We start from the raw sequence: 24,309 nt of genomic DNA, 5'->3' as shown, positions 1-24,309 counted from the left end.
ACATGGAAAATCCCCGGCAGGAAGAAACGGCCGAGATCCCCGAAGTGGCGGTCGACACGAACGACGGGCATGACAAGGCCCGTGGCCCGCGGCTGCGGGAAATCCCGCTGCGCCTGATGGTGCCGAATACGATCACCGTCCTGGCGATTTGTGCGGGCCTCTCCGGCATCCGCCTGGCCTTCGAAAATCGCTTCGAGCTCGCCGTCGCGATGGTCCTGCTTGCAGCATTCCTGGATGGCATCGACGGGCGCGTGGCGCGGCTGCTGAAGGCGACGTCGAGCTTCGGAGTGCAGATGGATTCGCTCGCCGATATCATCAATTTCGGCGTCGCCCCGGCTCTTGTGCTTTACGTCTTCCTGCTGGACCAGGCGCGCTCGGTCGGCTGGATCGCGGCGCTGATCTATGCGATTGCGGTCGGCTTGAGACTTGCCCGCTTCAACGTCATGGCCGAGCGCCCCGTCAAGGCGGCCTGGCAGTCGGAATATTTCGTCGGCGTGCCGGCTCCGGCCGGCGCCATGCTGGTGCTGCTGCCGGTCTATATCGGTCTCCTGGGGCTGGCGCCCGGCAGGATCTTCGCCTTGATCGCGGCGTTCTATACCGTCCTGATCGCCTTCCTGCTGGTCAGCCGCCTGCCGGTCTGGTCCGGCAAGTCCGAAAACCGCGTTCGCCGTGATCTGGTGCTCCCGGCCATTCTGGTCGTCGTCCTCTACGTCGCGACGCTGATGACCTACACCTGGGAAACCATGGTCGTGACGGCAGTCGGCTATTTGCTGACCCTGCCGTTCGGCGCCCGCTCCTGGCAGAGGAAATATGGCGACTGGCCTGCGGGCCAGGGAAATGATGGCCTGCCAGGGGACACCGACTGACCACAAACGCGTTGCTAAGAAAAAGCCACCGCGAGACATCGCGGTGGCTTTTTTGTGGGACATGCGCAGAAACCGATTACTCCGGCAGGCGGTAGTCGACGATCTTCTTTTCTCGGACGATGAAGAGCTTGCCGGTTTCGGTCTGATCCCGTCCGAAGAGGGGCATCAGCGCGGCGGCGACCTCGGAGGGGTGCGGCACTGTTGCGGGATCCTCGCCGGGCACGGCCTGGGCCCGCATCGCGGTGCGTGTCGCACCCGGATCGACGCTGAGGATGCGGAGCGGCAGGCGCTGCGTCTCATAGGCCCAGGTGCGCGCCAGCGCCTCGACTGCTGCCTTGGAGGCGGAGTAGGGGCCCCAAAAGGGCTTGCACTTGTGCGCAGCACTCGAGGACAGGATGAGCGCGCGACCGGCATCCGATTTGACGAGCAGGGGCTCGAGTGAGCGGATCAGCCGCCAGGTGGCGGTGACGTTGATCGTCATCACCTTTTCGAAGACCTTGGCCTCGACATGGCCGATCGGCGAGATCGTGCCGAGCACGCCGGCATTGGCAACCAGGATGTCGAGCTTGCCCCAGCGTTCGTTGATGGCGCCGCCGAGCTTGTCGATCGCGGCCATGTCGGCAAGGTCGAAGGGGACCAGCGTCGCCGATCCGCCCACCGCCTTGATGGCGTCGTCCAGCTCCTCCAGGCCGCCGACCGTGCGGGCGCAGGCGATGACATGGGCGCCGGCCTTGGCGAGTTCGAGGGCGGTGAAATAGCCGATGCCGCGCGATGCGCCGGTGACGACGGCGATCCGGTCTTTCAGATTGAGCGTCATGTTGTTGTCTGGTTATCCGTTGCTGGCAAGAACCGAAAGTTTGCGGACGTTACTCGCGCCTTCCTGATCGAGCAGGCGGGTCGGATAGTCGCCGGTAAAGTAATGGTCGGTGAACTGCGGCGCCTGCGGATCGCGCGGGGCGCCGCCGACGGCCTGATAGAGACCGTCGATGGACAGGAACTCGAGCGAATCCGCGCCGATGAAGCGGCACATGGAAGCGAGGTCGGAATGCTGGTTGGCCAGCAGCTTGTCGCGGTCGGGCGTGTCGATGCCGTAGAAATCCGGATGGAAGATCATCGGGCTGGCGACGCGGATATGCACTTCGCGTGCGCCGGCCTCGCGGATCATCTGGACGATCTTGACCGACGTCGTCCCACGCACGATGGAATCGTCGACAAGCACGACACGCTTGCCCTTGATCATGGCGCGATTGGCCGAATGCTTCAGCTTGACGCCGAAGGCCCGGATCTGCTGCGTCGGTTCGATGAAGGTCCGTCCGACATAGTGGTTGCGGATGATGCCATATTCGAAGGGAATGCCGCTCTGCTGCGCATAGCCGAGCGCGGCCGGAGTGCCGCCATCCGGCACAGGGACGACGACATCCGCGTCGACGGGCGATTCCTTGGCGAGATTGACGCCCATGTTCTTGCGCGCCACATAGACGCTGCGACCGCCGACAACGGAGTCCGGACGAGCGAAATAGACATATTCGAAGAGGCAGAGACGTTCGGGCCGTGAGGCCTCGGGCTTGCGCGCGTCGATCGAGATCGAACCGTCCGGCTGGATCTCGCAGATGACGACTTCGCCGTTTTCGATGTCGCGGATGTATTTGGCGCCGATGATGTCGAGCGCACAGGTTTCCGAACAGAAGATCGGCTTGCCGTCGAGTTCGCCCATGACGAGCGGCCGGATGCCGATCGGGTCGCGCGCCGCGATCAGCTTGGTGCGCGTCATCGCCAGCATCGAGTAGCCGCCCTCCATCTGGCGAATGGCGTCGATGAAACGATCGGAGGAAGAGGTCTGCTTCGAGCGGGCGATCAAGTGAAGGACGACTTCGGTGTCCGAGGTCGACTGACAGATGGCGCCGTCGGCAATCAGCTGGCGCCGCAGCGTCAGGCCATTGGTGAAGTTGCCGTTATGGGCGATGGCGATGCCGCCGACTTCGAGTTCGGCAAAGAGCGGCTGGACGTTGCGCAGCGCCACTTCGCCGGTTGTCGAGTAGCGCGTATGGCCGATGGAGATATAGCCCGGCAGCTTCGCCAGCGTGGCCGGGTCGGTATAGTGGTCTCCGACGAGGCCCATGCGCTTTTCGGTATAGAACTGCTTGCCGTCGAAGGTGACGATACCGGCGGCTTCCTGGCCGCGATGCTGGAGCGCATGCAGACCAAGTGCCGTCAGGGTGGCTGCATCCGGATGTCCGAGAATGCCGAACACGCCGCATTCCTCATGCAGCGTATCACCATCGAGTTCGTCGTGGATTTCACTGGATCTGAGATCGGTCATCGCAGTCGCCTTTGCTCCGTGCCGGTGCGCATATCGTGATCAGGCTGCCAGACGTCAAGCGATCTTAGCCGAAATGCCTGGCAAGCGTTATTCCAAATGGACAAAGCCCGCACAGCGGGCTTTGTTGCATATTTTCTCGTTTCCCCTTAGCCGTTCGTCGCCGGCGCTTCCTCGGCGGGCGACTGTTCGGTGGCGGCCGGCGGCGCATCGCTTTCGCCTTCGCCCGTCGTGTCCTTGCCACGCAGGCGGTCGAGAATCGTGGCATCCGCCTCTTCCGGCAGCAGCGCGACCAGCTTATTGCCGAGATTGTCGAGCAGCGGCTTCGACTTCGCCTGGGTGACCCAGATCGGCTGCTGCGGCGGCGCAACCAGCCAATTGAAGAACAGCATGGCGACGACGACGAGCAGGATGCCGCGCGCCGCACCGAAGAGGAAGCCGAGGGTCCGGTCGAGCGCGCCGATGCGGCTGTCGATGATGAAGTCGGCGATCCGCATGGTGATGAAGGAAATGATGATCAGCGCCACCAGGAAGATCACCGCGGCCGAGCCGATCATCGCGACCGTGTCATTGGTGGTGTATTGCTTGGCATAGGGCAGGAGGTACGGATAGAGGAAATAGGCCGCCGCCGCCGCACCGACCCAGCTCGCGACCGAAAGGACCTCGCGCGAGAAGCCGCGCACCATGGCGAGGATCGCCGAAAACAGTGCGACGCCGAGAACGATACCGTCGAGAATTGTAATGGGCATGTTGTCCTTACTCCGACCCCGTCATCACTCGGGTCCTACCAAGCTTATCCGCCGCAGGCCCCGTCCGCCCGCGCCCGGATCATCTTTCCACCGCTTGTCGACGGCGCCGCGCCAGAAGCGCGTTTCGTCGGCGCCGATCCTTCACTCCGCCTCGTCCGCCTGTTGCAGGGCGCGCCGCGATCCGGCGATGCGCGCAACCAGGTCCGGCAGGCTTTCCATCTCGCTCCAGCGGCCATTGCCGCTCCTCGGCAGGTCGGCTGTTGCAGACGGCAATACGGCCTGGGAGAAACCGAGCTTCTCGGCTTCCTTGAGACGTTGAGCGGTATGCGAAACCGGCCGGACTGCGCCCGACAAGCTGACTTCGCCGAAATAGACGCAATCGGCTGGAAGAGCAAGCCCGGCGAGTGACGAAACCAGTGCGGAAGCGACGGCAAGATCGGCTGCCGGCTCGGAAATCCGGTATCCTCCGGCGACGTTCAAGTAGACGTCGTGCTGCCCGAGGCGGACGCCGCAATGGGCCTCCAGGACCGCGAGGATCATGGAGAGCCGCGCCGAGTCCCAGCCGACGACCGCCCGTCGCGGCGTGCCGAGCGAGGTCGGTGCTACCAGCGCCTGCACCTCGACGAGGAGCGGCCGGGTTCCTTCCATACCGGCAAAAACCGCGGCACCGGGCGATTTCTCGTTGCGTTCGCCGAGGAAGAGCTCGGACGGATTGGCGACTTCCCGCAGGCCTTGGTCGGACATTTCGAAGACGCCGATCTCGTCGGTCGGACCGAAACGGTTCTTCACCGTCCGGAGGATACGATAGTGGTGGCCGCGGTCGCCCTCGAAATAGAGCACGGCATCGACCATGTGCTCGACGACCCGCGGTCCGGCGATCTGCCCTTCCTTGGTGACATGGCCGACGAGCACGACCGCCGTCCCCGTCTGCTTGGCGAAGCGGATCATCGCCTGAACGCCGGTGCGCACCTGCGTCACCGTTCCGGGGGCGGAATCGACGGTATCGCTCCAAAGCGTCTGGATCGAATCGATGATGACGAGATCCGGGCGCTTGCCCTCGGCAAGCGTCGCTAGGATGTCTTCGACATTGGTCTCGGCGGCGAGCAGCACGTCGCTGTCTGCGGCACCGAGCCGCTGGGCCCGCAGACGTACCTGGGCGACCGCCTCCTCGCCCGAGACATAGATCACCCGATGCTTGCGGCGCGAAAGCGCTGCCGCCGCCTGCATCAGCACGGTCGATTTGCCGATGCCCGGGTCGCCCCCGACGAGCAGCGCCGATCCGCGCACGAAGCCGCCGCCGGTAACGCGGTCGAGCTCGGATATGCCGGTCTTGATGCGCGGCGCGTCCTCGATGTCGCCGGAAAGCGTCGTCAACGCCACCGGCCGTCCCTTCTTGGGGGCGCGCATCGGACCGCCGCCGATGCCTCCCATCGGGTCTTCCTCGACGATGGTATTCCACTCGCCGCATCCGTCGCACTTGCCGACCCATCGGGAGTGCACGGTGCCGCAATTCTGGCAGACGAACTGGGTGCGGGTTTTCGCCATCGGGATCAGCTTTCGGAAAGTTGCAAGAGGAAGGGGCGGTCCGTCTCCGCCTCGGGAGAATCACTTCGAGCGGTCACATAATGACGCGAAATGCCGATTGAAAGGGTGATTTTCGACGCCGCCTGAAACGACGATCAGGCACCGCCGACATAGGTCCGGCAATAGCGGTGTCCGAGGCTCGTCAGCAACTCGTAGCCGATCGTACCGCCGGCCCGCGCAACGTCGTCGATGGCGACGTTCCGGCCGAAAAGCTCGATATAGTCGCCGGCACGCACCGCCCGTTCCGGCAGGTCGGTGACATCGAACAGGCTGAGATCCATCGTGACACGTCCGACATGCGGAACCTTCCTGCCATGCAGGAACCCGCAGGCACCCGACGGCATCGCCTGCCTCATCGTGACCCCGCCTCCGGAAACGGAGCGGTGGTAGCCATCCGCATAGCCGATCGCGACGGTCGCGATCCGGCTGTCACGCATAAAGCGCGCCGAGGCGCCGTAGCTTGCCGTTCCGCCCGAGGGGACGGTGCGCAGTTGCAGGATGCGCGCTTCCGCGGTGACGACTGGCTTCATCGGGTTGACGGCATCGTTGACCGCTTCGCCGCCATAGACCGCAATGCCCGGACGCGTGAGGTCGAAATGGTAGTCTTCGCCGAGGAAAACGCCGCCGGAATTTGCAAGGCTGGCGGGCACGCCTTCAAAGGCCGCCGTCACCTCTCGAAAACGCTGCAGCTGATAGAGGTTCATCGGATGCCTCGGATCATCGCCGCAGGCAAGATGGCTCATCACCAGCACGGGCGAGAAACTCGCCGGGCGCGCTGGATCATGGGCGAGCGCTAGGGCCTCCTCGACCGATAGGCCGAGCCGGTTCATGCCGGTATCGACATGGAGGACGCAAGGATGGTCGCCCCGATCGGAAAGCGCCGCCATGAACACGGCAAGCTGCTCCTCCGAGTTGATGATCGGCACGAGGTCATTGGCGAAGAACAGCTCCTCGTTGCCGGGCCACATGCCGGCGAGAATATAGATGCGGGCGTCCGGCAGGAGCGGGCGGAGTTCGGCACCTTCCTCGGCATCCGCGACGAAGAAATCGCGGGCGCCGGCAGCGTAGAGCGACGGGGCCGCATGCGCGACGCCGATACCATAGGCATTGGCCTTGAGCACGGCGGCGGCACGGGCCTTGCCCGACCGCTCGTTCATCGCCCGCCAATTGTCGGCGAGCGCCGTCAGATCGATGGTGAGCCGGTTCGAGGCAGCGAGGAATTCGGGGCTGTGCATGGGAGAACTCTTGCATGGGCGATATGTGAGCAATACATCCAAGCGCCCGGTGCCGCAAACCTCTTCGGCCTGACTGCCGACCTCGCGAAAGCTGAGCACTTTTGTGCAAGACGAAAAATCTCGGCACCGTTAGGATCGGCCGATGCATACGATTTCCCAGGAAGAGGCCATCGAGGCCATGCCGCTCAAGGGAGCCGAGCACACCCGTTTCTGGCGGGATGCGCGGTTCAAGGGCATGGAATGCCTGAGCGCGACATTCATCACCCACGAGTTCGCGCCGCATGCGCATGACACGTTCAGCATTGGTGCCATCGAAGCGGGTTCGCAGATCAGCACCATCAAAGGCGAGCGTTCGCAGACAGGGCCGGGAGACCTCTACCTGATCAATCCCGACGAAACCCATGACGGGCATCCGGGCAATGACGGCTATCGCTACAGGATGATATACCCGTCCGTGGAGCTGTTCGTCGAAATTCTCGAAGATATCACCGGCCGTCCGTTCCGTGGCACGCCGTGCTTTTCGCGGCAGTGGCTGACGGACCTCGAGCTTGCAGCCGCCTTCCGCCGTGCGCATCAGGTGCTGGAGGGAAAGACGGGGGCGCTCGAGGCGGACGAGGGCATGTTTGGATTTCTGGCGACGCTGTTCGAGCGGCACGGCAGCGCGATCATCGTTCCGGTCCGCACGCGCGAGAGTTCCGCGGTACACCGCGCCCGCGACTATCTTCTCGAGAATTATGCGAGCGACATCGGCCTCGACGAGCTTGCGAACGTCGCCGGCCTCAGCCGCGCCCATCTGATCCGGGCCTTTCGCAAGGAGTTCCACATCACACCGCATGCCTTCCTGACCGACAAGCGGGTGCGCGAGGCAAGGACGCTTCTGCGTCGGGGTTGGTCGCCGGCCGATACGGCCTATCATTGCGGCTTTGCGGACCAGGCGCATTTTACCCGCCACTTCAAGGCGCGCACCGGCGTGACGCCGGGGGCCTTCCGCGCCGGCTGATCACTTTCGTTCAAGACCGGCCCTCGCTGTCCGTTCTATGAACTCTCCGCAAGACAAGGTGGAGATAACGGACGTGAGAAGGGCAGGGATGTCTCAGTTTCTAGGCGGCATGAGGGCGATGGCGCCGCTGACGGTAGCGGTGATGCCGATCGGCCTGGTGTTTGGCGCCGTTGCCGCAAGCAAGGGCCTGAGCAGCCTTGAAGCGACGCTGATGAGCGCCTTCGTCTTTGCCGGCGGGTCGCAATTCGTCGCCATGGACATCTGGACGCATCCGGCCTCCTGGGGCGCGCTCGCCTTTTCGGCGCTGCTCGTCAATATCCGTCACGTGCTGATGAGCGCTTCGATCGGCACGAAGATGCCGGCGTTTTCCGGCCCGGCAAGATATGCCGCGATGTTGCTGCTCGCCGATGAAATCTGGGCCATGGCCGAGGTCCGCGCCGGCCAGACGCGGCTGACGCCCGCCTGGTATGCGGGCCTTGCCGTGCCGTTCTATTGCGTCTGGGTTCTAACGAGCCTCGCTGGCGCCGCCGCTGGCGCCTTCCTCGGCGACCCGAAGGCGATCGGCCTGGATTTCGCGTTCCCGGCCGTATTTACGGTTCTGGTGATTGGCTTCTGGAAGGGGCGGGACACCGGCGCGGTGCTCTTCGCCAGTGCGGCGGCGGCGGTCCTTGCCCACCAAGTCCTGCCCGGCGTCTGGTACATCGCGGCCGGTGCCGCCGCAGGCGTTGCCGCAACGCTCCTCACCGCCAGACACCGGGAGGCCTGCGCATGACGCTCGATCCCAATACGCTCCTCGCCATCGTGGCGATGGCTGCAGCTACGGTGCTGACACGCATTGCCGGTCTTCTCGTCATTCGCTTCGTCGCGATCGGCCCGCAGCAGAAGCGCACCCTGGAGGCGATTCCTCCCGCCGTGCTCATGGCGGTCATCGCCCCGACGGCGCTCGTGACCGGGCCGGCCGAGACGCTGGCAACGCTTGCGACGGCACTCGCCGCCACGCGACTGCCGCTGCTTGCGGCCGTCGCGATTGGCGTCTTCGTCGTAGCGGTCGCAAGAGCGCTGATCGGGGCGTGAGAGCGAACGTTTTCGGGATTTTCCCCTCATCCGGCCTGCCGGCCACCTTCTCCCCGCAGGCGGGGCGAAGGAGACTCGCGGCGCCCTCTCAGACTTTGCTCCGCCTTGCAGGAGGGGGAGGCTAAGCGGTGCCTCTTGCCCCTTCTCCCCGCGTGCGGGGAGAAGGTCGCGGCAGCGGGATGAGGGGCCAATACGTTCAATGCTCGTATTGCGTGAACGATGAGTCGGCGAGGTCCGAGAAGCGGGTGAATTCCGACTGGAAGGCGAGCTTGACGGTGCCGGTCGGCCCGTGGCGCTGCTTGGCGATGATCACGTCGGCCGTGCCCTTCACCCGCTCCATCTGCATTTTCCACTCTTCGTATTTCGGGTCGAGTTCGTCGCGCGGCTCCATGTTCTTCACATAGTATTCCTCGCGAAACACGAAGAGCACGACGTCGGCGTCCTGCTCGATCGAGCCGGATTCACGCAGGTCGGAGAGTTGCGGGCGCTTGTCCTCGCGGCTTTCCACCGCACGCGACAGCTGTGACAGAGCGATGATCGGTACGTTGAGTTCCTTGCCGAGCGCCTTGAGGCCGGTGGTGATTTCGGTGATCTCCTGCACCCGATTTTCGCCAGACTTCTTCGAGCCGGTCATCAGCTGGACGTAGTCGACCACGAGCACGTCGAGGCCGCGCTGGCGCTTCAGGCGGCGTGCGCGGGCCGCCAGCTGGGCGATCGAGATGCCGCCGGTCTGGTCGATATAGAGCGGCACCTTCTGCATCATCTGCGAGCAGGCGACGAGTTTTTCGAAATCGGCTTCGGAGATATCGCCGCGGCGGATCTTCGAGGACGACACTTCGGTCTGTTCCGAGATGATGCGGGTCGCAAGCTGTTCGGACGACATTTCAAGCGAGTAGAAGCCGACGACGCCGCCGTTTTTCGCCTTGAAGGAGCCGTCCGGCTGCACTTCCGGTTCATAAGACGCGGCAATGTTATAGGCGATGTTGGTGGCAAGCGACGTCTTGCCCATGCCAGGGCGACCGGCGAGGATGATCAGGTCCGAGCGCTGCAGACCGCCCATCTTGCCGTCGAGCGAATGGATGCCAGTGGAGATGCCGGAGAGGTGCCCGTCGCGTTCGAAGGCCTGGCCGGCCATGTCAATGGCGAGCGCCACGGCGTCGTTGAAGGATTGGAAGCCGCCGTCGTAGCGGCCGGTCTCCGCGAGTTCGAAGAGGCGCCGTTCGGCGTCCTCGATCTGGCTCTGCGGCGGCATGTCGAGCGGCGCATCATAGGCGATGTTGACCATGTCCTCGCCGATGGTGATCAGCGAGCGGCGGAGCGCCAGGTCGTAGATTGCCCGGCCGTAATCCTCGGCGTTGATGATCGACACGGCTTCGGCCGCGAGGCGAGCAAGATATTGCGCGACAGTCAGGTCGCCGACCTTCTCGTCGGCCTTGAGGAAGGTCTTGACCGTCACCGGGTTAGCGGTCTTGCCCATGCGGATGATCTCGCCGGCGACCTCGAAGATCTTGCGATGCAGGGGCTCGTAGAGATGCACGGGCTTGAGAAAGTCCGACACGCGATAGAAGGCGTCGTTGTTGACCAGGATCGCGCCAAGCAGCGCCTGCTCGGCTTCCAGATTGTTCGGCGCTTCGCGGTAATGCTGGTCCGCCTGATCCTTGGGCAAGGGAGCGAGCTTTCGCGCTGCGTCGTTCATGGGAGATCCGTATCCGCCTCTATTATCCCGTGTGCCAATCGATTTGCTTCCTCCCTTCCGCCACGTCTAGTGTAGCTGTGCAACAGTGCTGGAGCTTGCGTGTCCGCCTTTGGTTTTTGGCGGTTGTTCACACTGATTCACAGGGGGGCGCGGTGGACCCGAAACATGCCACGCCGGGCATTTGCACAATGGCGGAGGTCGGCCGCAAATCTATCTGATTCGCCTTCCCCCGTCGTCCGCAATCGCCTTCGCGCGCTGTTCGTGACGGCAAAAGAAAGGCCCGGATCGGGAGATCCGGGCCTGTCGTTGAGCTCTGAAGCTGATGCTTATTCTTCTTCGCCCGCGAATTCGGCTTCCGGGTTGAAGAAGTCTTCCGGCTTCAGGGCGTCTTCGTCGACGCCGTAGATGGCGTCGACGGAGGTCAGGCTCTCGCCCTTGGCCTGACGCTCGGCTTCTTCGGCCGAACGGGCAACGTTGACTTCGACGACGACGTCGACTTCCGCGTGCAGGTGCAGCGTTACCTTGTGAACGCCGATCGACTTGATCGGCTGGTTGAGGTTAACCTGGTTGCGGTTGATGTTGAAGCCTTCGGCGGCCAGCACATCGACGATGTCGCGAGCGGCGACTGAGCCGTAGAGCTGGCCGGTTTCGCCGGCGGAGCGCACGATCACGAAAGACTTGCCGTCAAGCTTGTCGGCGACCTTCTGGGCTTCCGACTTGCGCTCGAGGTTGCGGGCTTCGAGCGTTGCGCGCTCGGATTCGAAGCGGGCCTTGTTGGCGGCGTTGGCGCGCAGGGCCTTGCCAAGCGGCAGCAGGTAGTTGCGTGCAAAGCCGTCGCGAACCTTCACGGTTTCGCCCATCTGGCCGAGCTTGGCGATGCGTTCGAGGAGAATCACTTCCATGTTGAGTTCCTTTTCAGTTTGGCATTGTTCGTTGGTTAGCTTTTCCCCGTCGGCGTGACCGCGATGGTGCGTCGCGTGTCGGTCAATCCGGACAGGAGGAAGAAGACCGCCGGGATCGTAAAGACGAGAACCGACAGATAGGCGATCCACAGCACGGGAAGCCGCCAGGACCTGCCGCGCGTGCGGAAATGGAAGGAGGCGAAGCCCGAGAGCAGAAAGCCCGCCCCGAACGTGCCGCAGACGAGGGCGCCGATCGCCGCCGGCGCGCCGCCGAGAAAGGTAAGGATCAGGCCGCCGAGGAAGACGAAGATGGCGTTGCGGTGCATCCTGAGCGAAGAGGGAATGTCTTCGCGCGGCCGCAGGGACTTTCCCGACATCTGGACGATCCGGGTGGCGACGTAATAGGCGGCAAACAGCATGACCACCCAGAGCGCCCCCTGCACCAACGGCAGCGCCAGCGTGAACATCGACTTGAGCTGGGCAATCGTGGCCGCGTCGGGATTGTAGAGCGGTTCCTGGGCCTTGACCGCCTCGACGAGCATGTCCACCATCAGTTCCGAGACGCTGGAATCATATCCGATGATCGTGGCGACGATGATCATGCCGAGGGTGACGAGCCCGGCGAGGTGGCCGAGGATGTCGGAAAGCGGATACCAGGCAAGAGCGCCCTCGGGGCCGCCGAGTTCGGAGGCAGGCCGCGCCAGACTGGCAAGATGGCTGAGCCAGCCGGCCGGAACGAGCGTGACGACGAGGATGAGCAGCGCGAAATAGGGCGAGACCAGACTTGCCGCCGTTGCTCCGGCCACGCCGATCGCGGTGAGCGCTGCGGCATTGCCCCAGCCGAGCCCGGCAATCAGAATCGGCAGTGCGGAAGCGGCATAGAGAACGATCGCCAGGGACGACTGCGTGTTCGCGCCCATCGACAGAAGGGCGGCGGTAACGCCGGCAAGCGCGCCGGTGATCAGCGATGTCCTGTTCCAGTTCTTCAACGTTCGCTGTCCTGCTTCAAACGCAGTTAGGGGCGCCTTTGGCTGCCCCAACATGGGATTTGGCGCATTCCGCGCCGGTTCCGATCCGCGCCCACCGCGGAAGGGAGGCGTCGAGGCGCTCACCCGAAGGAAGCGCCTCGACGCAGAGTCGGTTACCGTCGAGTCAGGCGACCAACGGAGAGAGATCCTTACGACACGACGTAGGGCAGCAGGCCGAGGAAGCGTGCGCGCTTGATCGCCTGGGCGAGTTCGCGCTGCTTCTTCTGGGAAACGGCCGTGATGCGGGAAGGAACGATCTTGCCGCGCTCGGAAATGTAGCGCTGCAGGAGGCGAACGTCCTTGTAGTCGATCCGCGGAGCGTTTGCGCCCGAGAAGGGGCAGGTCTTGCGGCGACGGTGGAACGGGCGGCGTACCGGAGCGGAAGAAACTTCAGCCATTGTCTTTATCTCCTAGGCTTCGGGTTACGCGCGGTCTTCGCGCGGGCGGCGCGGACGGTCTTCGCGATCGCCACGGTCCGGACGCGGACCACGGTCACCGAATCCACCACGGTCCGGACGGTCGCCGTCGCGGCGCGGACGATCGTCGCGGTCGCGCTTCTGCATCATCGCGGACGGGCCTTCCTCGTGCTTCTCGACGGCGATCGTCATGTAGCGCAGGACGTCTTCATTGATGCGCATCTGGCGCTCGACTTCGTGGACTGCCGGTGCCGGAGCATCGATGTCCATGAGGACGTAGTGAGCCTTGCGGTTCTTCTTGATGCGGTAGGTGAGGGACTTCAGGCCCCAGTTCTCGACTCGGCCGACCTTGCCGCCGTTCGATTCGATGACGCCCTTGTACTGCTCAACGAGGGCGTCGACCTGCTGCGGCGTGATGTCCTGCCGAGCGAGGAATACGTGTTCATAAAGAGCCATTGTGGCTTGCCTTTCTTGCGTTAATCAGCCCGGACCTCGGCGGCTAAGCCTCAACGACTGTTCTTATGGGCTCGAACGAGCCGGCAAGAAAGTGTTGTATCGAGACGGTCGAGAGCGGAGACACGGGAGGCCGGAACAGCTTGTCGTTCCTGGCGGCCTCCGGGATGGAAGCCGGCCCTCCGTTCAGCCACCAGCCAGAAGACCGGGCGTTTCGAACAGCGCGCTTATACGGATTTTCAGCCGAAATGCAAGGCGCGATTGGAAGATCCTGCGTCGCGTAGAAATGGTAAGGGATCCCCGCAGCGCCAAGTTGCGGAACATTCGGCCTACTTCCCTGTTGGCCCGGCTGTCGTAAACTGCAGGAGACGACAATGCACCATATCGATCCGAAGATGCAGGAGTGCATCGAAAATTGCCTGGCCTGCTACCGTGCCTGTCTTTCGACGGCAATGAGCCATTGTCTCGAGGCGGGCGGCAAGCACACGGAGCCCGATCATTTCCGGCTGATGATGGCCTGCGCCGAGATATGCCGGACCTCGGCACATTTCATGCTGATCGGAACGCCCCATCACCGGCATGTCTGCGGCGAATGTGCGGAGATCTGCAGCGAATGCGCGGCCGACTGCGAGCGCATCGGCGACATGGCCGAATGCGTCGATGCCTGCCAGCGCTGCGCCGAAAGCTGCCGTCAGATGGCCGCCTGACGTCCCGGTCGCCTGGAATGGAGGAGACGGCGTCGCTCAGATCGGCGCCGGATAGAGCCGGTGGAGACGGCGAATTCCATTCAGCACATCCTGCGACAGCGTCACGTCGGCGGCGCCGATGGCGGTCTTGAGCTGCGGGATCGATGTTGCGCCGATGATGACGGATGCCATGAAGGGGCGCGTCAGGCAAAAGGCAAGCGCCATCTGCGCCGAATCGAGGCCATGCTCGCGCGCCAGCGCCACATAGGCGGCGACCGCCGGCTCCTGGTGCGGCGTGAAGCGGCCCCCGAGGTCGCCGTTGATCGACAGGCGCGAGCCGGCGGGTCTTGCCCCGTCGAGATATTTGCCCGTCAGCAAACCGGCTGCGAGCGGCGAATAGGCAAGCAGCCCGACGTCTTCATGATGCGAGAGTTCGGCGAGGTCGAGGTCGAAGGGGCGGTAAAGCAGGTTGTACTCGTTCTGGATGCTGGCGACTCGCGGCAGACCGTGTTTCTCGGAGAGGTGGAGCATCTTCATCGTGCCCCAGGCGGTGTCGTTGGAAAGCCCGATGGCGCGGATCTTGCCGGCCTTCACCAGATCGCCGAGCTTGTCGAGAATGGCCTTCAGATCGGCGGCGACATGCTCCTTGTCCTGCCGCGACGGGTCGTACGACCAGGCATTGCGGAAGTGGTAGTGGCCGCGATTGGGCCAGTGCAGCTGGTAGAGATCGACATAGTCGGTCTTCAGCCGCTTGAGGCTGGCGTCGAGTGCTTCGTCGATGCCCTCCGGCGTCATCGGGCCGCCGTTGCGGATATAAGGACGGCCGGAACCGGCGACCTTCGTGGCAAGCACCACGTCGTCGCGCCGGCGCCGGGCTGCCAGCCAGTCGCCGATGATGCGCTCGGTATTGCCGTAGGTTTCCGCCGAAAGCGGCGTTGTCGGATAAAGTTCGGCGGTGTCGATGAAGTTGACGCCCCGTTCGACGGCATAGTCGAGCTGCCCGTGGGCTTCGATCAGCTTGTTCTGGGAGCCCCAGGTCATGGTGCCGAGGCAGATTTCGGAAACCTTGATGCCGGTGCGGCCAAGCGTATTGTAGCGCATGTAATCACGTTCCTTGTGCTGGCGGATGCGCGCCGGCGGGAGGAGAAAGGCGCGCTGCCCTCGAATAGGGTGATGCCGCAACCTGGAGGATATCGAGCCGGTGCGGCGATGCGGGCAAACTTAAGCCTTGCTTGACGAAGATCAAGGGCAAAAGCCGGCAACGAGAGGGCGGCGCGCTTGACTCGCCGTTCAGGAATGTGAATGGAGAGGAAAACGGTGGGGTGAGGACACTGTGACGCCGGCGCCCGCGTTCCACTCACACCGAGAAAGCAGATTGCGACGGGCCCGACACGATCGCCCGTCGAAATCCAGGGAAGGGCACTCCTGATGAGCATTGCATTCACGTTCCCCGGTCAGGGCAGCCAGGCCGTAGGCATGGGCAAGGAATTGGCCGAAGCCTTTCCGGAGGCCGCAGCCGTCTTCGCCGAGGTCGACGACGCGCTCGGTGAAAAGCTTTCCGACACCATGTGGAACGGTCCCGAGGAAACCCTGACGCTGACGGCGAATGCGCAGCCGGCGCTGATGGCCGTCTCCATGGCAGTCATCCGGGTGCTCGAGTCGAAAGGCCTCGATTTCAGAAACAAGGTTTCCTTCGTTGCAGGTCATTCGCTCGGCGAATATTCGGCGCTCTGTGCCGTCGGAACCTTTTCGCTTGCCGATACGGCGCGCCTCCTGCGCATCCGCGGCAATGCGATGCAGGCGGCCGTCCCGGTCGGCAGGGGCGCGATGGCTGCGATCATCGGCCTGGAAAACGAGGATGTCGAAGCGGTCTGTCGCGAGGCGTTGTCACTCGGTGCTTGCCAGATCGCCAATGACAATGGCGGCGGGCAGCTGGTGATCTCGGGCGAGAAGCAGGCGGTGGAAAAGGCGGCCGCGCTCGCCTCTGAAAAAGGCGCAAAGCGCGCCCTGATGCTGCCGGTCTCCGCACCCTTCCATTCCGCCCTGATGGCGCCGGCCGCCGACGCGATGCGCGATGCCCTTTCCACTGTCGAGAAGCGCGATCCGCTCGTGCCGGTCGTCACCAATGTGCTGGCCGCTCCAGTCAGCGATGCCGGCGAGATTGCCCGGCTGCTGGTCGAGCAGGTGACCGGTCAGGTGCGCTGGCGCGAGACGGTGCAATGGTTCGCCGCCAATGATGTGACGACACTCTACGAGATCGGCTCGGGCAAGGTGCTGACCGGCCTTGCCCGGCGGATCGACAAGACCGTCAACGGCCTTGCCGTCAATACGCCCGCCGATATCGACGCGGCGCTTGCCGCTCTTCTGGCCTGAGCGCCCCAATCAAGCGCCCATTGTAAAAGGGAGAAATCCATGTTCGATCTTTCCGGCCGCAAGGCTCTCGTCACCGGTGCATCCGGCGGCATCGGCGAGGAAATCGCCCGCGTGCTGCACGCCCAAGGCGCAATTGTCGGCCTTCACGGCACGCGCGTCGAAAAGCTCGAGGCGCTCGCCAACACTCTTGGCGAGCGGGTCCGGATCTTTCCGGCAAATCTCTCTGATCGCGTGGAAGTCAAGGCGCTCGGCGAGAAGGCGGACACCGAGCTCGGCGGCGTGGACATTCTCGTCAACAATGCCGGCATCACCAAGGACGGTCTTTTCGTCCGCATGAGCGACGAGGACTGGGATAATGTCCTGGAGGTCAACCTGACGGCCGTCTTCCGGCTGACCCGCGAGCTGACGCATCCGATGATGCGCCGGCGGTTCGGCCGCATCGTCAACATCACTTCCGTCGTCGGCGTGACCGGCAATCCGGGTCAGGCCAACTACTGCGCGTCGAAGGCCGGCATGATCGGCTTCTCCAAGTCGCTCGCCCAGGAGATCGCCACCCGCAACGTCACGGTCAATTGCGTGGCGCCGGGCTTCATCGAGAGCGCGATGACCGGCAAGCTGAACGACAAGCAGAAGGAAGGCATCATGGCGGCGATCCCGATGCGCCGGATGGGAAGCGGTGCCGAAGTCGCTTCCGCCGTCGCCTATCTCGCCTCCAACGAAGCGGGCTACGTCACCGGTCAGACCATCCACGTCAACGGCGGCATGGCGATGATCTGACCTGCTTTTTCGGCGGCCGGGTGATGCAGCCTGCTGCCTGCCGCCGGGCGCCCGGTCAGTGCGATCGCCCATCGATGTCAAATGCCTGAAATTCAATGTTGAGCAAGCGAATGTCGGGCATTTTCGGACTTTGCGGCAGACTTAAACCGTGTTAATCGGGCCATGACTGTGCGCAGTCGACCGGTCCGGCCAGGTTGTCCGGCAGCCCCTGCTGCCACGGGTTTTCCGCGGTTTTCGGTTGAATGGATTGCCCGGTGGGCCATCTTGGTCTATCAGGCGTGAACGAGTACCGGCGCCAACAATGGCGCCGCAGAGAAAACGAAGGTCGAGGAACTCCGACATGAGCGATATCGCAGAACGCGTGAAGAAAATTGTTATTGATCATCTTGGCGTCGATGCCGAAAAAGTAAGCGAAGGCGCAAGCTTCATCGACGACCTCGGCGCGGACTCGCTCGACACCGTCGAACTGGTCATGGCCTTCGAAGAAGAATTCGGCGTCGAGATTCCGGACGACGCGGCGGATTCGATCCTGACCGTCGGCGACGCCGTCAAGTTCATCGAAAAGGCCCAGGCCTAATCGTCGCTGCGGCCGCAAGGCCGCCCGGCGGGCCGCTGGACCGCGGCCCGTACAGCCCTGGGGATGTGGGCTGGCCCGCCGCGATTGCGGGTCGCGATCAGCAAAGCGCTCCCGCCTTTCCCTCTGATCGTCGAAGCTGCAAGGGATGCAGGGATCGGGCTCGTCGCACGCGTACCGGTCGGGCTCCGGAATGGAACGTTCAGGGTGGATCATGGGCATGAGACGTGTCGTTATCACCGGTACCGGCATGGTATCTCCTTTAGGTTGCGGAACCGAGGTTAGCTGGTCGCGTCTTCTTGCCGGCGGCAACGCGGCGCGCAAGGTGACCGAATTCGAGGTCGAGGACCTCCCCGCCAAGATCGCCTGCCGCATTCCGTTCGGCGACGGATTCGACGGCACCTTCAATGCCGACGACTGGATGGAGCCCAAGGAGCAGCGCAAGGTCGACCCCTTCATCGTCTACGCGATGGCCGCCGCCGACATGGCGCTGGCGGACGCCGGCTGGAAGCCGGAAAGCGACGAGGATCAGATTGCCACCGGCGTGCTGATCGGCTCCGGCATCGGCGGCCTCGAAGGCATCGTCGAAGGCGGCTACACGCTGCGCGACAAGGGGCCGCGCCGGCTTTCGCCCTTCTTCATCCCCGGCCGCCTGATCAATCTCGCCTCCGGCCAGGTCTCCATCCGCCACAAGCTGCGCGGCCCGAACCATTCGGTTGTCACGGCGTGTTCGACCGGCGCGCACGCGATCGGCGATGCGAGCCGCCTGATCGCGCTCGGCGACGCCGACGTGATGGTGGCGGGCGGCACAGAATCGCCGATCTGCCGCATTTCGCTCGCCGGCTTTGCCGCCTGCAAGGCGCTCTCGACACAGCACAACGACAATCCGGAAAAGGCATCCCGTCCCTATGATGCCGATCGCGACGGCTTCGTCATGGGCGAGGGCGCCGGCATCGTCATTCTCGAGGAGCTTGAGCACGCCAAGGCGCGCGGCGCCAAGATCTACGCGGAGGTGGTCGGCTACGGCCTTTCCGGTGACGCATTCCACATCACCGCTCCGTCGGAAGACGGCGACGGCGCCTACCGTTGCATGCAGATGGCGCTGAAGCGCGCCGGCGTGACAGCCGCCGACGTCGACTACATCAACGCGCACGGCACATCCACCATGGCCGACACGATCGAACTCGGCGCGGTCGAGCGGCTGGTCGGCGACAGCGCTTCGAAGATCTCGATGTCTTCGACGAAATCGGCGATCGGTCATCTGCTCGGGGCTGCGGGCGCGGTCGAGGCGATTTTCTCGGCGCTCGCGATTCGCGACAATATCGCACCGCCGACCCTCAATCTCGACAATCCGTCGGTCGAGACGAAGATCGACCTGGTGCCGCACGTTGCCCGCAAGCGGGAAATCAACGTCGCCCTGTCGAATTCCTTCGGATTCGGCGGCACCAATGCTTCGCTGGTGCTGCGCCGCTACCGGGGTCACTGATCCCGTCGGACCGGCTGCGGCAGCGCGAGCGAAAAACCGCTCGCGCTTTCCTGGCCCGTGCGTTGCCTTATCCCGCTTTTTGCCGCAATGCTCGCTACAAGCTGTCGGCGGGAAATGCCGTGTCGGCGTCGCCCCGCTTGGCTATGTTCGCGCAAGGCACAACCGGCATTGTAGACTATCCATTGCTCTGACACATTCGTGCACGTTACGCTTGCCGCCGGTCTAAGCCGAAATTCGCGCCGGCGACAGCTCAATTGAATTTGCGGGTTTCGGATTCGGGAAAATCGTGAGCGACTCAAACGATAACAGCGCGGCGCAGTTCGGCCGCAATGAGACCGGGAGCAACGGGCCGATCATTCCGAAGTCGGCGAACGAGGCGCTACGACCCGAACGCGTGCCGGAGCCGCCGAAGCGTTCCAGGAAAGCACGCAGCCAGGTCGTCATCTTCCTCAATTTCCTGATGACCGTGGTGGTTTTCGTCGTGTTGGCGGCGGCGGGCGCCGTCTACTACGCCATGCATGAATACGAGAAAGCTGGGCCCCTGGAAGCGAACAGGAACTTCATCGTGCGCAGCGGGGCCGGCATTATTCAGATTGCCGAGGACCTGGAACGCAACAGCATCATCACCGACGCCCGTGTGTTCCGCTTCGTCTCCGAAGCCTATCTCGACAACGAAACGCTGAAGGCCGGCGAATACGAGATCAAGGCGCATGCGTCGATGCAGGAGATCATGGAACTGCTGAAATCCGGCAAGTCGATCCTTTATGCCGTGTCTCTGCCGGAAGGGCTGACGGTGAAGCAGATGTTCCGCAAGCTTGCGGACGACCCGGTGCTCGTGGGCGACCTGCCAACGGAACTGCCGGCCGAAGGCTCGCTGAAGCCGGACACCTACAAATTCACCCGCGGCACCAAGCGGGCCGAGATCGTCCAGCAGATGGTTGCGGCACAAAAGTCGCTGGTCGAGCAGATCTGGGAAAAGCGTGACCCGAAGCTGCCGGTTTCGTCGGTCGACGAGTTCGTCACGCTCGCCTCCATCGTCGAGAAGGAAACGGGCCGCGCAGACGAACGGCCGCGTGTAGCCTCCGTGTTCATCAACCGGTTGGAAAAAGGCATGCGCCTGCAGTCGGATCCGACGATCATCTACGGCATCTTCGGCGGCGAGGGCAAACCAGCCGACCGGGCGATCCTGAAGTCGGACCTGGAAAAGCAAACGCCCTACAACACCTATATCATCAAGGGCCTGCCGCCGACGCCGATCGCCAATCCGGGCCGGGCGGCGCTGGAAGCGGTGGCCAATCCGTCGCGTACGCCCGAGCTTTATTTTGTCGCCGACGGGACCGGCGGTCACGTCTTCGCCGCAACCCTCGAAGAGCACAATGCGAATGTGCGGCGGTGGCGAAAGCTCGAGGCCGAAAAGGCGGCCGAGGCGGCGAAGGCGGCTGCGGATGCCGCCACGGTGCCCGAGGCGCAATAGACAGGCTCATTGTGGACGATTGGCGGACGGCGCGGATATCCCTTGCGGTATGCCGCGCCGTCGCCCTATTGCTGTCTGCACGACAGCGCCTTGCGTTCTTGCGGACGCACAAAGCCGCTGTAGCTTAGCAACGCTGCGTGTTTGGCCCTCGTCTGCAATCGGCTAGAGGAAGCACTCAGCAGCGAAATGGAGGAAACCATGCCGCTCCAATCGATGACCGGCTTCGCCAGGAGAGAGGGGAGCAGCGGCCGCTATCGCTGGGCCTGGGAGTTGCGCTCGGTCAACGGCAAGGGGCTCGATGTGCGGCTCCGCCTGCCGCAGGGGCTGGAGCGTTTCGAGCCCGACTGTCGGCGTCTTGCTCCGCAGTATTTCTCTCGCGGCAACCTGCAGATCGCCCTGTCGGTCAGCGGCGGCGAGACGGCCGTCGACGCCGTGATCAATCGGGGTGCCCTGGACGCTGTCCTGAGGCTCCGCGAGCAGCTCGGGGATCTCGTCGATCCGGCGCCGCTGAGGTTCGATACGCTTCTGTCGCTCCGCGGCATCATCGATCTTCGCGAGCCGGAGGAAAGCGAGAGCGAGCGCGCCGCCCGCGACGCCGACATTGTCAAGGGGCTGGAGCTGGCGCTTGGCGACCTCATGGCGATGCGCGAAGACGAGGGAGCGGCGCTTGAAAAAGTTCTGCTGGCGCAGGTGGACCGCATCGAAGCGCTGACGACGACGGTGGAGAACGATCCCTCACGCAGCCCTTCGGCCATTGCCGCGCGACTGGTGCAGCAGGTCGCGCTGATCATGGACAATGCCTCGTCGATCGACCGCGAGAGATTGCATGCCGAGGTCGCACTTCTTGCCACAAAGGCCGACCTCCGGGAAGAGATCGACCGGCTCCGCTCGCATATCGCTGCCGCCCGCGAGCTTCTGACGAAAGGCGGTCCGGTCGGACGCAAGCTGGATTTCCTTGCACAGGAATTTAACCGGGAATCGAATACGATCTGTTCGAAGTCGAATGCCGCTGTCGTCTCGGCCGCGGGCATCGAACTGAAGGTTGTGATCGACCAGTTCCGCGAACAGGTTCAGAATCTGGAGTAACACATGAAATCGGCGACCGCATCGCCCATCAGGATACCCCGTCGCGGATTGATGCTCGTGATCTCGTCGCCCTCGGGTGCGGGCAAGTCGACCATCGCGCGCAACCTGCTTGAAGCCGATCCGGAACTGAGCATTTCCGTGAGTGTGACGACGCGCGCGAAGAGACTGAGCGAGATCGAGGGCCGGCACTACCACTTCAAGACGATCCGCGAATTCGAAGCCCTGAGGGCGACGGATTCGCTGCTCGAATGGGCCGAGGTACACGGCAATTTTTACGGCACGCCGCGCGACGCGGTGGAGGCGGCGATGGCCGAAGGGCGTGACATGCTCTTCGACATCGACTGGCAAGGTGCGCAGCAATTGCAGGAAAAGATGGCGGGCGACGTGGTCTCGATCTTCATCCTGCCGCCGTCCATGGCCGAGCTGCAGTCGCGACTGCACCGTCGCGCCGAAGACACCGAGGAGGTGATCGCCACTCGACTCGCCAACTCGCGCGCGGAGATCGAGCATTGGCGGGAATACGACTATATCGTCGTCAACGACGATCTGGACCGCGCCTTCTCCTCGGTCCGTTCTATCATCGAAGCGGAGCGCCTGCGCCGCGACCGTCGCCCCGGTCTGTTCGAATTCGTCAACGGGCTTCTGACGGAAAACCCGTTCTAAGTCCTTCGTGTCGGCTCACAGGCAATTCGCAAGGCGGCAGAATTCTTCGACCGTCAGCGTCTCGGCTCGGCGTTGCGGGTCGATGCCGGCCTTGCCGAGCAGTGCTTCGCCACCGAGCGGCTTGAGGCTCTGGCGCAGCATCTTGCGGCGCTGGCCGAAGGCTGCCTGCGTGACTTTCTCGAGAGAGGATACCACACAGGGAATGGGCGTTTCGATCGGCTCGAGATGCACAACCGTGGACGTGACCTTCGGAGGAGGGGTGAAGGCCTGCGGCGGCACGTCGAAGGCGAGGCGCGCCTTGGTTCTCCAGCCGCAGAGGACGCCAAGGCGGCCATAGTGATCGTCGTCGGCGCCTGCGACGATGCGCAATCCGACTTCCCGCTGGAACATCAGCGTCATCGACTCCCAGAAGGGCGGCCAGCGCTCCGGCAGCAGCCAGTTGACGAGAAGCTGCGTGCCGACATTGTAGGGCAGGTTGGCGATGATACGCACCGGACCCTCGGCAAGGCTCTCGAAATCGACCTTCAGGGCGTCGCCTTCGACGATGTCGAGCCGACCGGGATAGTGGGCGCCGACTTCGGCAAGTGCCGGCAGGCAACGCGAGTCTCGTTCGATTGCCACGACCCTCTTTGCGCCGAGCGCCAGGATGGCGCGCGTCAGCCCGCCGGGGCCCGGCCCCACTTCGATGACGGTGACGTCGTCAAGGGGGCCGGCCGTGCGGGCGATCTTCTGGGTGAGATTGAGATCGAGCAGGAAGTTCTGCCCAAGCGCCTTCTTTGCATCCAGCCCGTGGCGCTGTATGACGTCGCGAAGCGGCGGCAGACCATCGAGAGCTGCCATCAGCGCTGAGCCTTCCCGGCATTTGCCGAAAGTTCCGCGGCAAGCCGCAAGGCCGCCTGCAAGCTGTCTTCGCGACCCATTCCCTTTCCGGCAATCGCAAAGGCGGTGCCGTGGTCCGGCGATGTTCTGATGAAAGGTAAGCCAAGCGTCACATTGACGCTCTCGTCGAAGCCGAGCGCCTTGGCTGCGATCAGCGCTTGATCGTGATACATGCAGATCGCGACGTCGTAGGTCTCTCTTGCCCGGTCGTGGAACATGGTGTCCGCCGGAAGCGGGCCGACGACGTTCAGACCTTCGCCGCGAAGCCGGTCGACGACCGGGCGGATGACAGCATCGTCCTCGAAACCGAGCGCGCCGCCTTCTCCGGCATGCGGGTTCAGTCCGGCGATCGCCAGGCGCGGCGTCTCCAGCCCGAAGCGGCTCTTGAGATCGGCGGCGGTAATCGTAGAGGTCCGGTAGATCAGATCCGGCGTCAGTGCGGCGGGAACATCCTTGAGCGGGATATGGATCGTCACGGGAACGGCGCGCAGTTTCGGCCCCGCCAGCATCATCACCGGCCGGACGGCGGTTCCGGTCGCCTTCTCCGCCAGATCGGCGAGGTATTCCGTATGGCCGGGGAAGCGGAAGCCCGCCTCGTAGAGCACGGCTTTGGCGATGGGATTTGTCGTCACGGCCGACGCCTCACCGGCAATGACGAGTCGAACGGCTGTATCGATCGCTTCGGTCACGGCAGCGGCATTCTCCGCGCTCGGTTCACCGGCGATAACGGTAGCGCGACATGGGATCGGCAATACCGGCAGGGCATTCGGGAAAACGGCGGCGGAGTTGAGACAATCGGTTTCCTCGATCCGCACGGTGATCCCGAGCGTCTTGGCGCGTGCCGAAAGCACCGCGGGGTCGCCGATGAAGAGGAAAGGCGCAGTTGCCTGCGCCTCCCGCTTTGCCCAAACGGCAAGAGTGATGTCCGGGCCGATACCGGCCGGGTCGCCCATCGTCAGGGCAACCGGCCTGCCGCGCGTGTCGCTCATGT

The 24,309-nt window shown here is 63.8% G+C and carries 25 protein-coding genes; 12 read left to right on the top strand and 13 right to left on the bottom strand.

Annotated elements, in window-relative coordinates; all coding sequences use genetic code 11:
• Nucleotides 1–2 precede the first annotated feature (2 nt).
• The gene (locus CO656_RS17240; protein ID WP_037413825.1) at nt 3–866 is read left to right on the top strand and encodes a phosphatidylcholine/phosphatidylserine synthase; all 864 of its coding nucleotides are present in this window, start codon (nt 3–5) and stop codon (nt 864–866) included.
• 76 nt (nt 867–942) lie between these two features.
• On the opposite strand, the gene CO656_RS17235 is transcribed toward CO656_RS17240, so the two are convergent.
• The 5 genes from CO656_RS17235 to alr all read right to left on the bottom strand — a co-directional run bounded on the left by CO656_RS17235 (nt 943) and on the right by alr (nt 6,751).
• Nucleotides 943–1,683 (bottom strand): SDR family NAD(P)-dependent oxidoreductase, encoded by a 741-nt coding sequence (locus CO656_RS17235; RefSeq protein ID WP_037413827.1) that lies wholly within the window; start codon nt 1,681–1,683, stop codon nt 943–945.
• Nucleotides 1,684–1,695: 12 nt separating this feature from the next.
• Entirely contained in the window at nt 1,696–3,186 is a 1,491-nt protein-coding gene (purF, locus tag CO656_RS17230; RefSeq protein WP_097526517.1) for an amidophosphoribosyltransferase, read from the bottom strand.
• 146 nt (nt 3,187–3,332) lie between these two features.
• Entirely contained in the window at nt 3,333–3,932 is a 600-nt protein-coding gene (locus tag CO656_RS17225; RefSeq protein ID WP_037413830.1) for a CvpA family protein, read from the bottom strand.
• Nucleotides 3,933–4,073: 141 nt separating this feature from the next.
• The gene (gene radA / locus CO656_RS17220; RefSeq protein WP_097526516.1) at nt 4,074–5,477 is read right to left on the bottom strand and encodes a DNA repair protein RadA; all 1,404 of its coding nucleotides are present in this window, start codon (nt 5,475–5,477) and stop codon (nt 4,074–4,076) included.
• Nucleotides 5,478–5,611: 134 nt separating this feature from the next.
• Complete coding sequence (alr, locus tag CO656_RS17215) at nt 5,612–6,751, bottom strand: alanine racemase (protein WP_097526515.1); 1,140 nt, start codon at nt 6,749–6,751, stop codon at nt 5,612–5,614.
• Between the two features lie 142 nt (nt 6,752–6,893).
• Between alr and CO656_RS17210 the strand changes: the two genes are divergently transcribed.
• The 3 genes from CO656_RS17210 (at nt 6,894) to CO656_RS17200 (ending at nt 8,825) form a co-directional block, all read left to right on the top strand.
• Complete coding sequence (locus CO656_RS17210) at nt 6,894–7,751, top strand: AraC family transcriptional regulator (RefSeq protein WP_037413835.1); 858 nt, start codon at nt 6,894–6,896, stop codon at nt 7,749–7,751.
• Between the two features lie 118 nt (nt 7,752–7,869).
• A complete protein-coding gene (locus CO656_RS17205) occupies nt 7,870–8,523 on the top strand; it encodes an AzlC family ABC transporter permease (RefSeq protein WP_097526567.1) in 654 nt (217 codons plus the stop codon).
• Nucleotides 8,520–8,825, top strand: coding sequence for an AzlD domain-containing protein (locus tag CO656_RS17200; RefSeq protein ID WP_097526514.1), 306 nt, complete (start codon nt 8,520–8,522; stop codon nt 8,823–8,825). The genes CO656_RS17205 and CO656_RS17200 overlap by 4 nt, the downstream gene beginning before the upstream one ends.
• Before the next feature lie 196 nt (nt 8,826–9,021).
• Here the strand turns inward: CO656_RS17200 and CO656_RS17195 are convergent, their stop codons facing one another.
• The 5 genes from CO656_RS17195 to rpsF form a co-directional block, all read right to left on the bottom strand.
• Nucleotides 9,022–10,521 carry a replicative DNA helicase gene (locus CO656_RS17195; protein ID WP_037413841.1) on the bottom strand — a complete coding sequence of 500 codons (1,500 nt, stop codon included), beginning with the start codon at nt 10,519–10,521 and terminating at the stop codon, nt 9,022–9,024.
• A 326-nt stretch (nt 10,522–10,847) separates the two neighbouring features.
• Nucleotides 10,848–11,423 (bottom strand): 50S ribosomal protein L9, encoded by a 576-nt coding sequence (rplI, locus tag CO656_RS17190; protein WP_097526513.1) that lies wholly within the window; start codon nt 11,421–11,423, stop codon nt 10,848–10,850.
• Nucleotides 11,424–11,458: 35 nt separating this feature from the next.
• Entirely contained in the window at nt 11,459–12,412 is a 954-nt protein-coding gene (locus CO656_RS17185) for a DUF2232 domain-containing protein (RefSeq protein WP_097526512.1), read from the bottom strand.
• A gap of 188 nt (nt 12,413–12,600) precedes the next feature.
• Entirely contained in the window at nt 12,601–12,849 is a 249-nt protein-coding gene (rpsR, locus tag CO656_RS17180; protein WP_012707461.1) for a 30S ribosomal protein S18, read from the bottom strand.
• Nucleotides 12,850–12,873: 24 nt separating this feature from the next.
• Nucleotides 12,874–13,323, bottom strand: coding sequence for a 30S ribosomal protein S6 (gene rpsF, locus CO656_RS17175; RefSeq protein WP_037379737.1), 450 nt, complete (start codon nt 13,321–13,323; stop codon nt 12,874–12,876).
• 371 nt (nt 13,324–13,694) lie between these two features.
• On the opposite strand from rpsF, the gene CO656_RS17170 reads away from it, so the two are divergent.
• On the top strand, nt 13,695–14,027 hold the full coding sequence (locus tag CO656_RS17170) for a four-helix bundle copper-binding protein (RefSeq protein ID WP_097526511.1): 333 nt from the start codon (nt 13,695–13,697) through the stop codon (nt 14,025–14,027).
• Between the two features lie 36 nt (nt 14,028–14,063).
• On the opposite strand, the gene CO656_RS17165 is transcribed toward CO656_RS17170, so the two are convergent.
• Nucleotides 14,064–15,107, bottom strand: a complete 1,044-nt coding sequence (locus tag CO656_RS17165) for an aldo/keto reductase (RefSeq protein ID WP_097526510.1) — start codon at nt 15,105–15,107, stop codon at nt 14,064–14,066.
• A gap of 327 nt (nt 15,108–15,434) precedes the next feature.
• On the opposite strand from CO656_RS17165, the gene fabD reads away from it, so the two are divergent.
• The 7 genes from fabD to gmk all read left to right on the top strand — a co-directional run bounded on the left by fabD (nt 15,435) and on the right by gmk (nt 22,439).
• Nucleotides 15,435–16,379, top strand: coding sequence for an ACP S-malonyltransferase (gene fabD / locus CO656_RS17160; protein ID WP_097526509.1), 945 nt, complete (start codon nt 15,435–15,437; stop codon nt 16,377–16,379).
• 39 nt (nt 16,380–16,418) lie between these two features.
• Nucleotides 16,419–17,156 (top strand): 3-oxoacyl-[acyl-carrier-protein] reductase, encoded by a 738-nt coding sequence (gene fabG, locus CO656_RS17155; RefSeq protein WP_097526508.1) that lies wholly within the window; start codon nt 16,419–16,421, stop codon nt 17,154–17,156.
• 340 nt (nt 17,157–17,496) lie between these two features.
• On the top strand, nt 17,497–17,733 hold the full coding sequence (locus CO656_RS17150; RefSeq protein ID WP_003531676.1) for an acyl carrier protein: 237 nt from the start codon (nt 17,497–17,499) through the stop codon (nt 17,731–17,733).
• Between the two features lie 217 nt (nt 17,734–17,950).
• Entirely contained in the window at nt 17,951–19,216 is a 1,266-nt protein-coding gene (gene fabF, locus CO656_RS17145) for a beta-ketoacyl-ACP synthase II (RefSeq protein ID WP_097526566.1), read from the top strand.
• Nucleotides 19,217–19,502: 286 nt separating this feature from the next.
• Nucleotides 19,503–20,690 carry an endolytic transglycosylase MltG gene (gene mltG / locus CO656_RS17140; protein ID WP_037413855.1) on the top strand — a complete coding sequence of 396 codons (1,188 nt, stop codon included), beginning with the start codon at nt 19,503–19,505 and terminating at the stop codon, nt 20,688–20,690.
• 198 nt (nt 20,691–20,888) lie between these two features.
• Nucleotides 20,889–21,776 (top strand): YicC/YloC family endoribonuclease, encoded by an 888-nt coding sequence (locus tag CO656_RS17135; protein WP_037413969.1) that lies wholly within the window; start codon nt 20,889–20,891, stop codon nt 21,774–21,776.
• A gap of 3 nt (nt 21,777–21,779) precedes the next feature.
• Nucleotides 21,780–22,439, top strand: a complete 660-nt coding sequence (gene gmk / locus CO656_RS17130; RefSeq protein ID WP_037379753.1) for a guanylate kinase — start codon at nt 21,780–21,782, stop codon at nt 22,437–22,439.
• 15 nt (nt 22,440–22,454) lie between these two features.
• Here gmk and rsmA read toward each other — a convergent pair whose 3' ends face one another.
• Both rsmA and pdxA read right to left on the bottom strand, forming a co-directional pair.
• The gene (gene rsmA, locus CO656_RS17125) at nt 22,455–23,279 is read right to left on the bottom strand and encodes a 16S rRNA (adenine(1518)-N(6)/adenine(1519)-N(6))-dimethyltransferase RsmA (RefSeq protein ID WP_097526507.1); all 825 of its coding nucleotides are present in this window, start codon (nt 23,277–23,279) and stop codon (nt 22,455–22,457) included.
• Nucleotides 23,279–24,307 (bottom strand): 4-hydroxythreonine-4-phosphate dehydrogenase PdxA, encoded by a 1,029-nt coding sequence (gene pdxA, locus CO656_RS17120; protein WP_097526506.1) that lies wholly within the window; start codon nt 24,305–24,307, stop codon nt 23,279–23,281. Before pdxA ends, rsmA begins: the two co-directional genes overlap by 1 nt.
• Nucleotides 24,308–24,309: the final 2 nt, after the last annotated feature.

Origin of the sequence: Sinorhizobium sp. FG01, assembly GCF_002531875.1 — a bacterium.
Lineage (GTDB): Bacteria > Pseudomonadota > Alphaproteobacteria > Rhizobiales > Rhizobiaceae > Sinorhizobium > Sinorhizobium fredii_C.
This window is presented reverse-complemented; position numbering and strand designations above follow the sequence as displayed.

Coding starts and splice junctions, on each gene's coding strand:
- CO656_RS17240 (WP_037413825.1), top strand. CDS start 3: ATGGAAAATCCCCGGCAGGAAGAAACGGCCGAGATCCCCGAAGTGGCG.
- CO656_RS17235 (WP_037413827.1), bottom strand. CDS start 1,683: ATGACGCTCAATCTGAAAGACCGGATCGCCGTCGTCACCGGCGCATCG.
- purF (WP_097526517.1), bottom strand. CDS start 3,186: ATGACCGATCTCAGATCCAGTGAAATCCACGACGAACTCGATGGTGAT.
- CO656_RS17225 (WP_037413830.1), bottom strand. CDS start 3,932: ATGCCCATTACAATTCTCGACGGTATCGTTCTCGGCGTCGCACTGTTT.
- radA (WP_097526516.1), bottom strand. CDS start 5,477: ATGGCGAAAACCCGCACCCAGTTCGTCTGCCAGAATTGCGGCACCGTG.
- alr (WP_097526515.1), bottom strand. CDS start 6,751: ATGCACAGCCCCGAATTCCTCGCTGCCTCGAACCGGCTCACCATCGAT.
- CO656_RS17210 (WP_037413835.1), top strand. CDS start 6,894: ATGCATACGATTTCCCAGGAAGAGGCCATCGAGGCCATGCCGCTCAAG.
- CO656_RS17205 (WP_097526567.1), top strand. CDS start 7,870: ATGGCGCCGCTGACGGTAGCGGTGATGCCGATCGGCCTGGTGTTTGGC.
- CO656_RS17200 (WP_097526514.1), top strand. CDS start 8,520: ATGACGCTCGATCCCAATACGCTCCTCGCCATCGTGGCGATGGCTGCA.
- CO656_RS17195 (WP_037413841.1), bottom strand. CDS start 10,521: ATGAACGACGCAGCGCGAAAGCTCGCTCCCTTGCCCAAGGATCAGGCG.
- rplI (WP_097526513.1), bottom strand. CDS start 11,423: ATGGAAGTGATTCTCCTCGAACGCATCGCCAAGCTCGGCCAGATGGGC.
- rpsR (WP_012707461.1), bottom strand. CDS start 12,849: ATGGCTGAAGTTTCTTCCGCTCCGGTACGCCGCCCGTTCCACCGTCGC.
- rpsF (WP_037379737.1), bottom strand. CDS start 13,323: ATGGCTCTTTATGAACACGTATTCCTCGCTCGGCAGGACATCACGCCG.
- CO656_RS17170 (WP_097526511.1), top strand. CDS start 13,695: ATGCACCATATCGATCCGAAGATGCAGGAGTGCATCGAAAATTGCCTG.
- CO656_RS17165 (WP_097526510.1), bottom strand. CDS start 15,107: ATGCGCTACAATACGCTTGGCCGCACCGGCATCAAGGTTTCCGAAATC.
- fabD (WP_097526509.1), top strand. CDS start 15,435: ATGAGCATTGCATTCACGTTCCCCGGTCAGGGCAGCCAGGCCGTAGGC.
- fabG (WP_097526508.1), top strand. CDS start 16,419: ATGTTCGATCTTTCCGGCCGCAAGGCTCTCGTCACCGGTGCATCCGGC.
- CO656_RS17150 (WP_003531676.1), top strand. CDS start 17,497: ATGAGCGATATCGCAGAACGCGTGAAGAAAATTGTTATTGATCATCTT.
- fabF (WP_097526566.1), top strand. CDS start 17,951: ATGAGACGTGTCGTTATCACCGGTACCGGCATGGTATCTCCTTTAGGT.
- CO656_RS17135 (WP_037413969.1), top strand. CDS start 20,889: ATGCCGCTCCAATCGATGACCGGCTTCGCCAGGAGAGAGGGGAGCAGC.
- gmk (WP_037379753.1), top strand. CDS start 21,780: ATGAAATCGGCGACCGCATCGCCCATCAGGATACCCCGTCGCGGATTG.
- rsmA (WP_097526507.1), bottom strand. CDS start 23,279: ATGGCAGCTCTCGATGGTCTGCCGCCGCTTCGCGACGTCATACAGCGC.
- pdxA (WP_097526506.1), bottom strand. CDS start 24,307: ATGAGCGACACGCGCGGCAGGCCGGTTGCCCTGACGATGGGCGACCCG.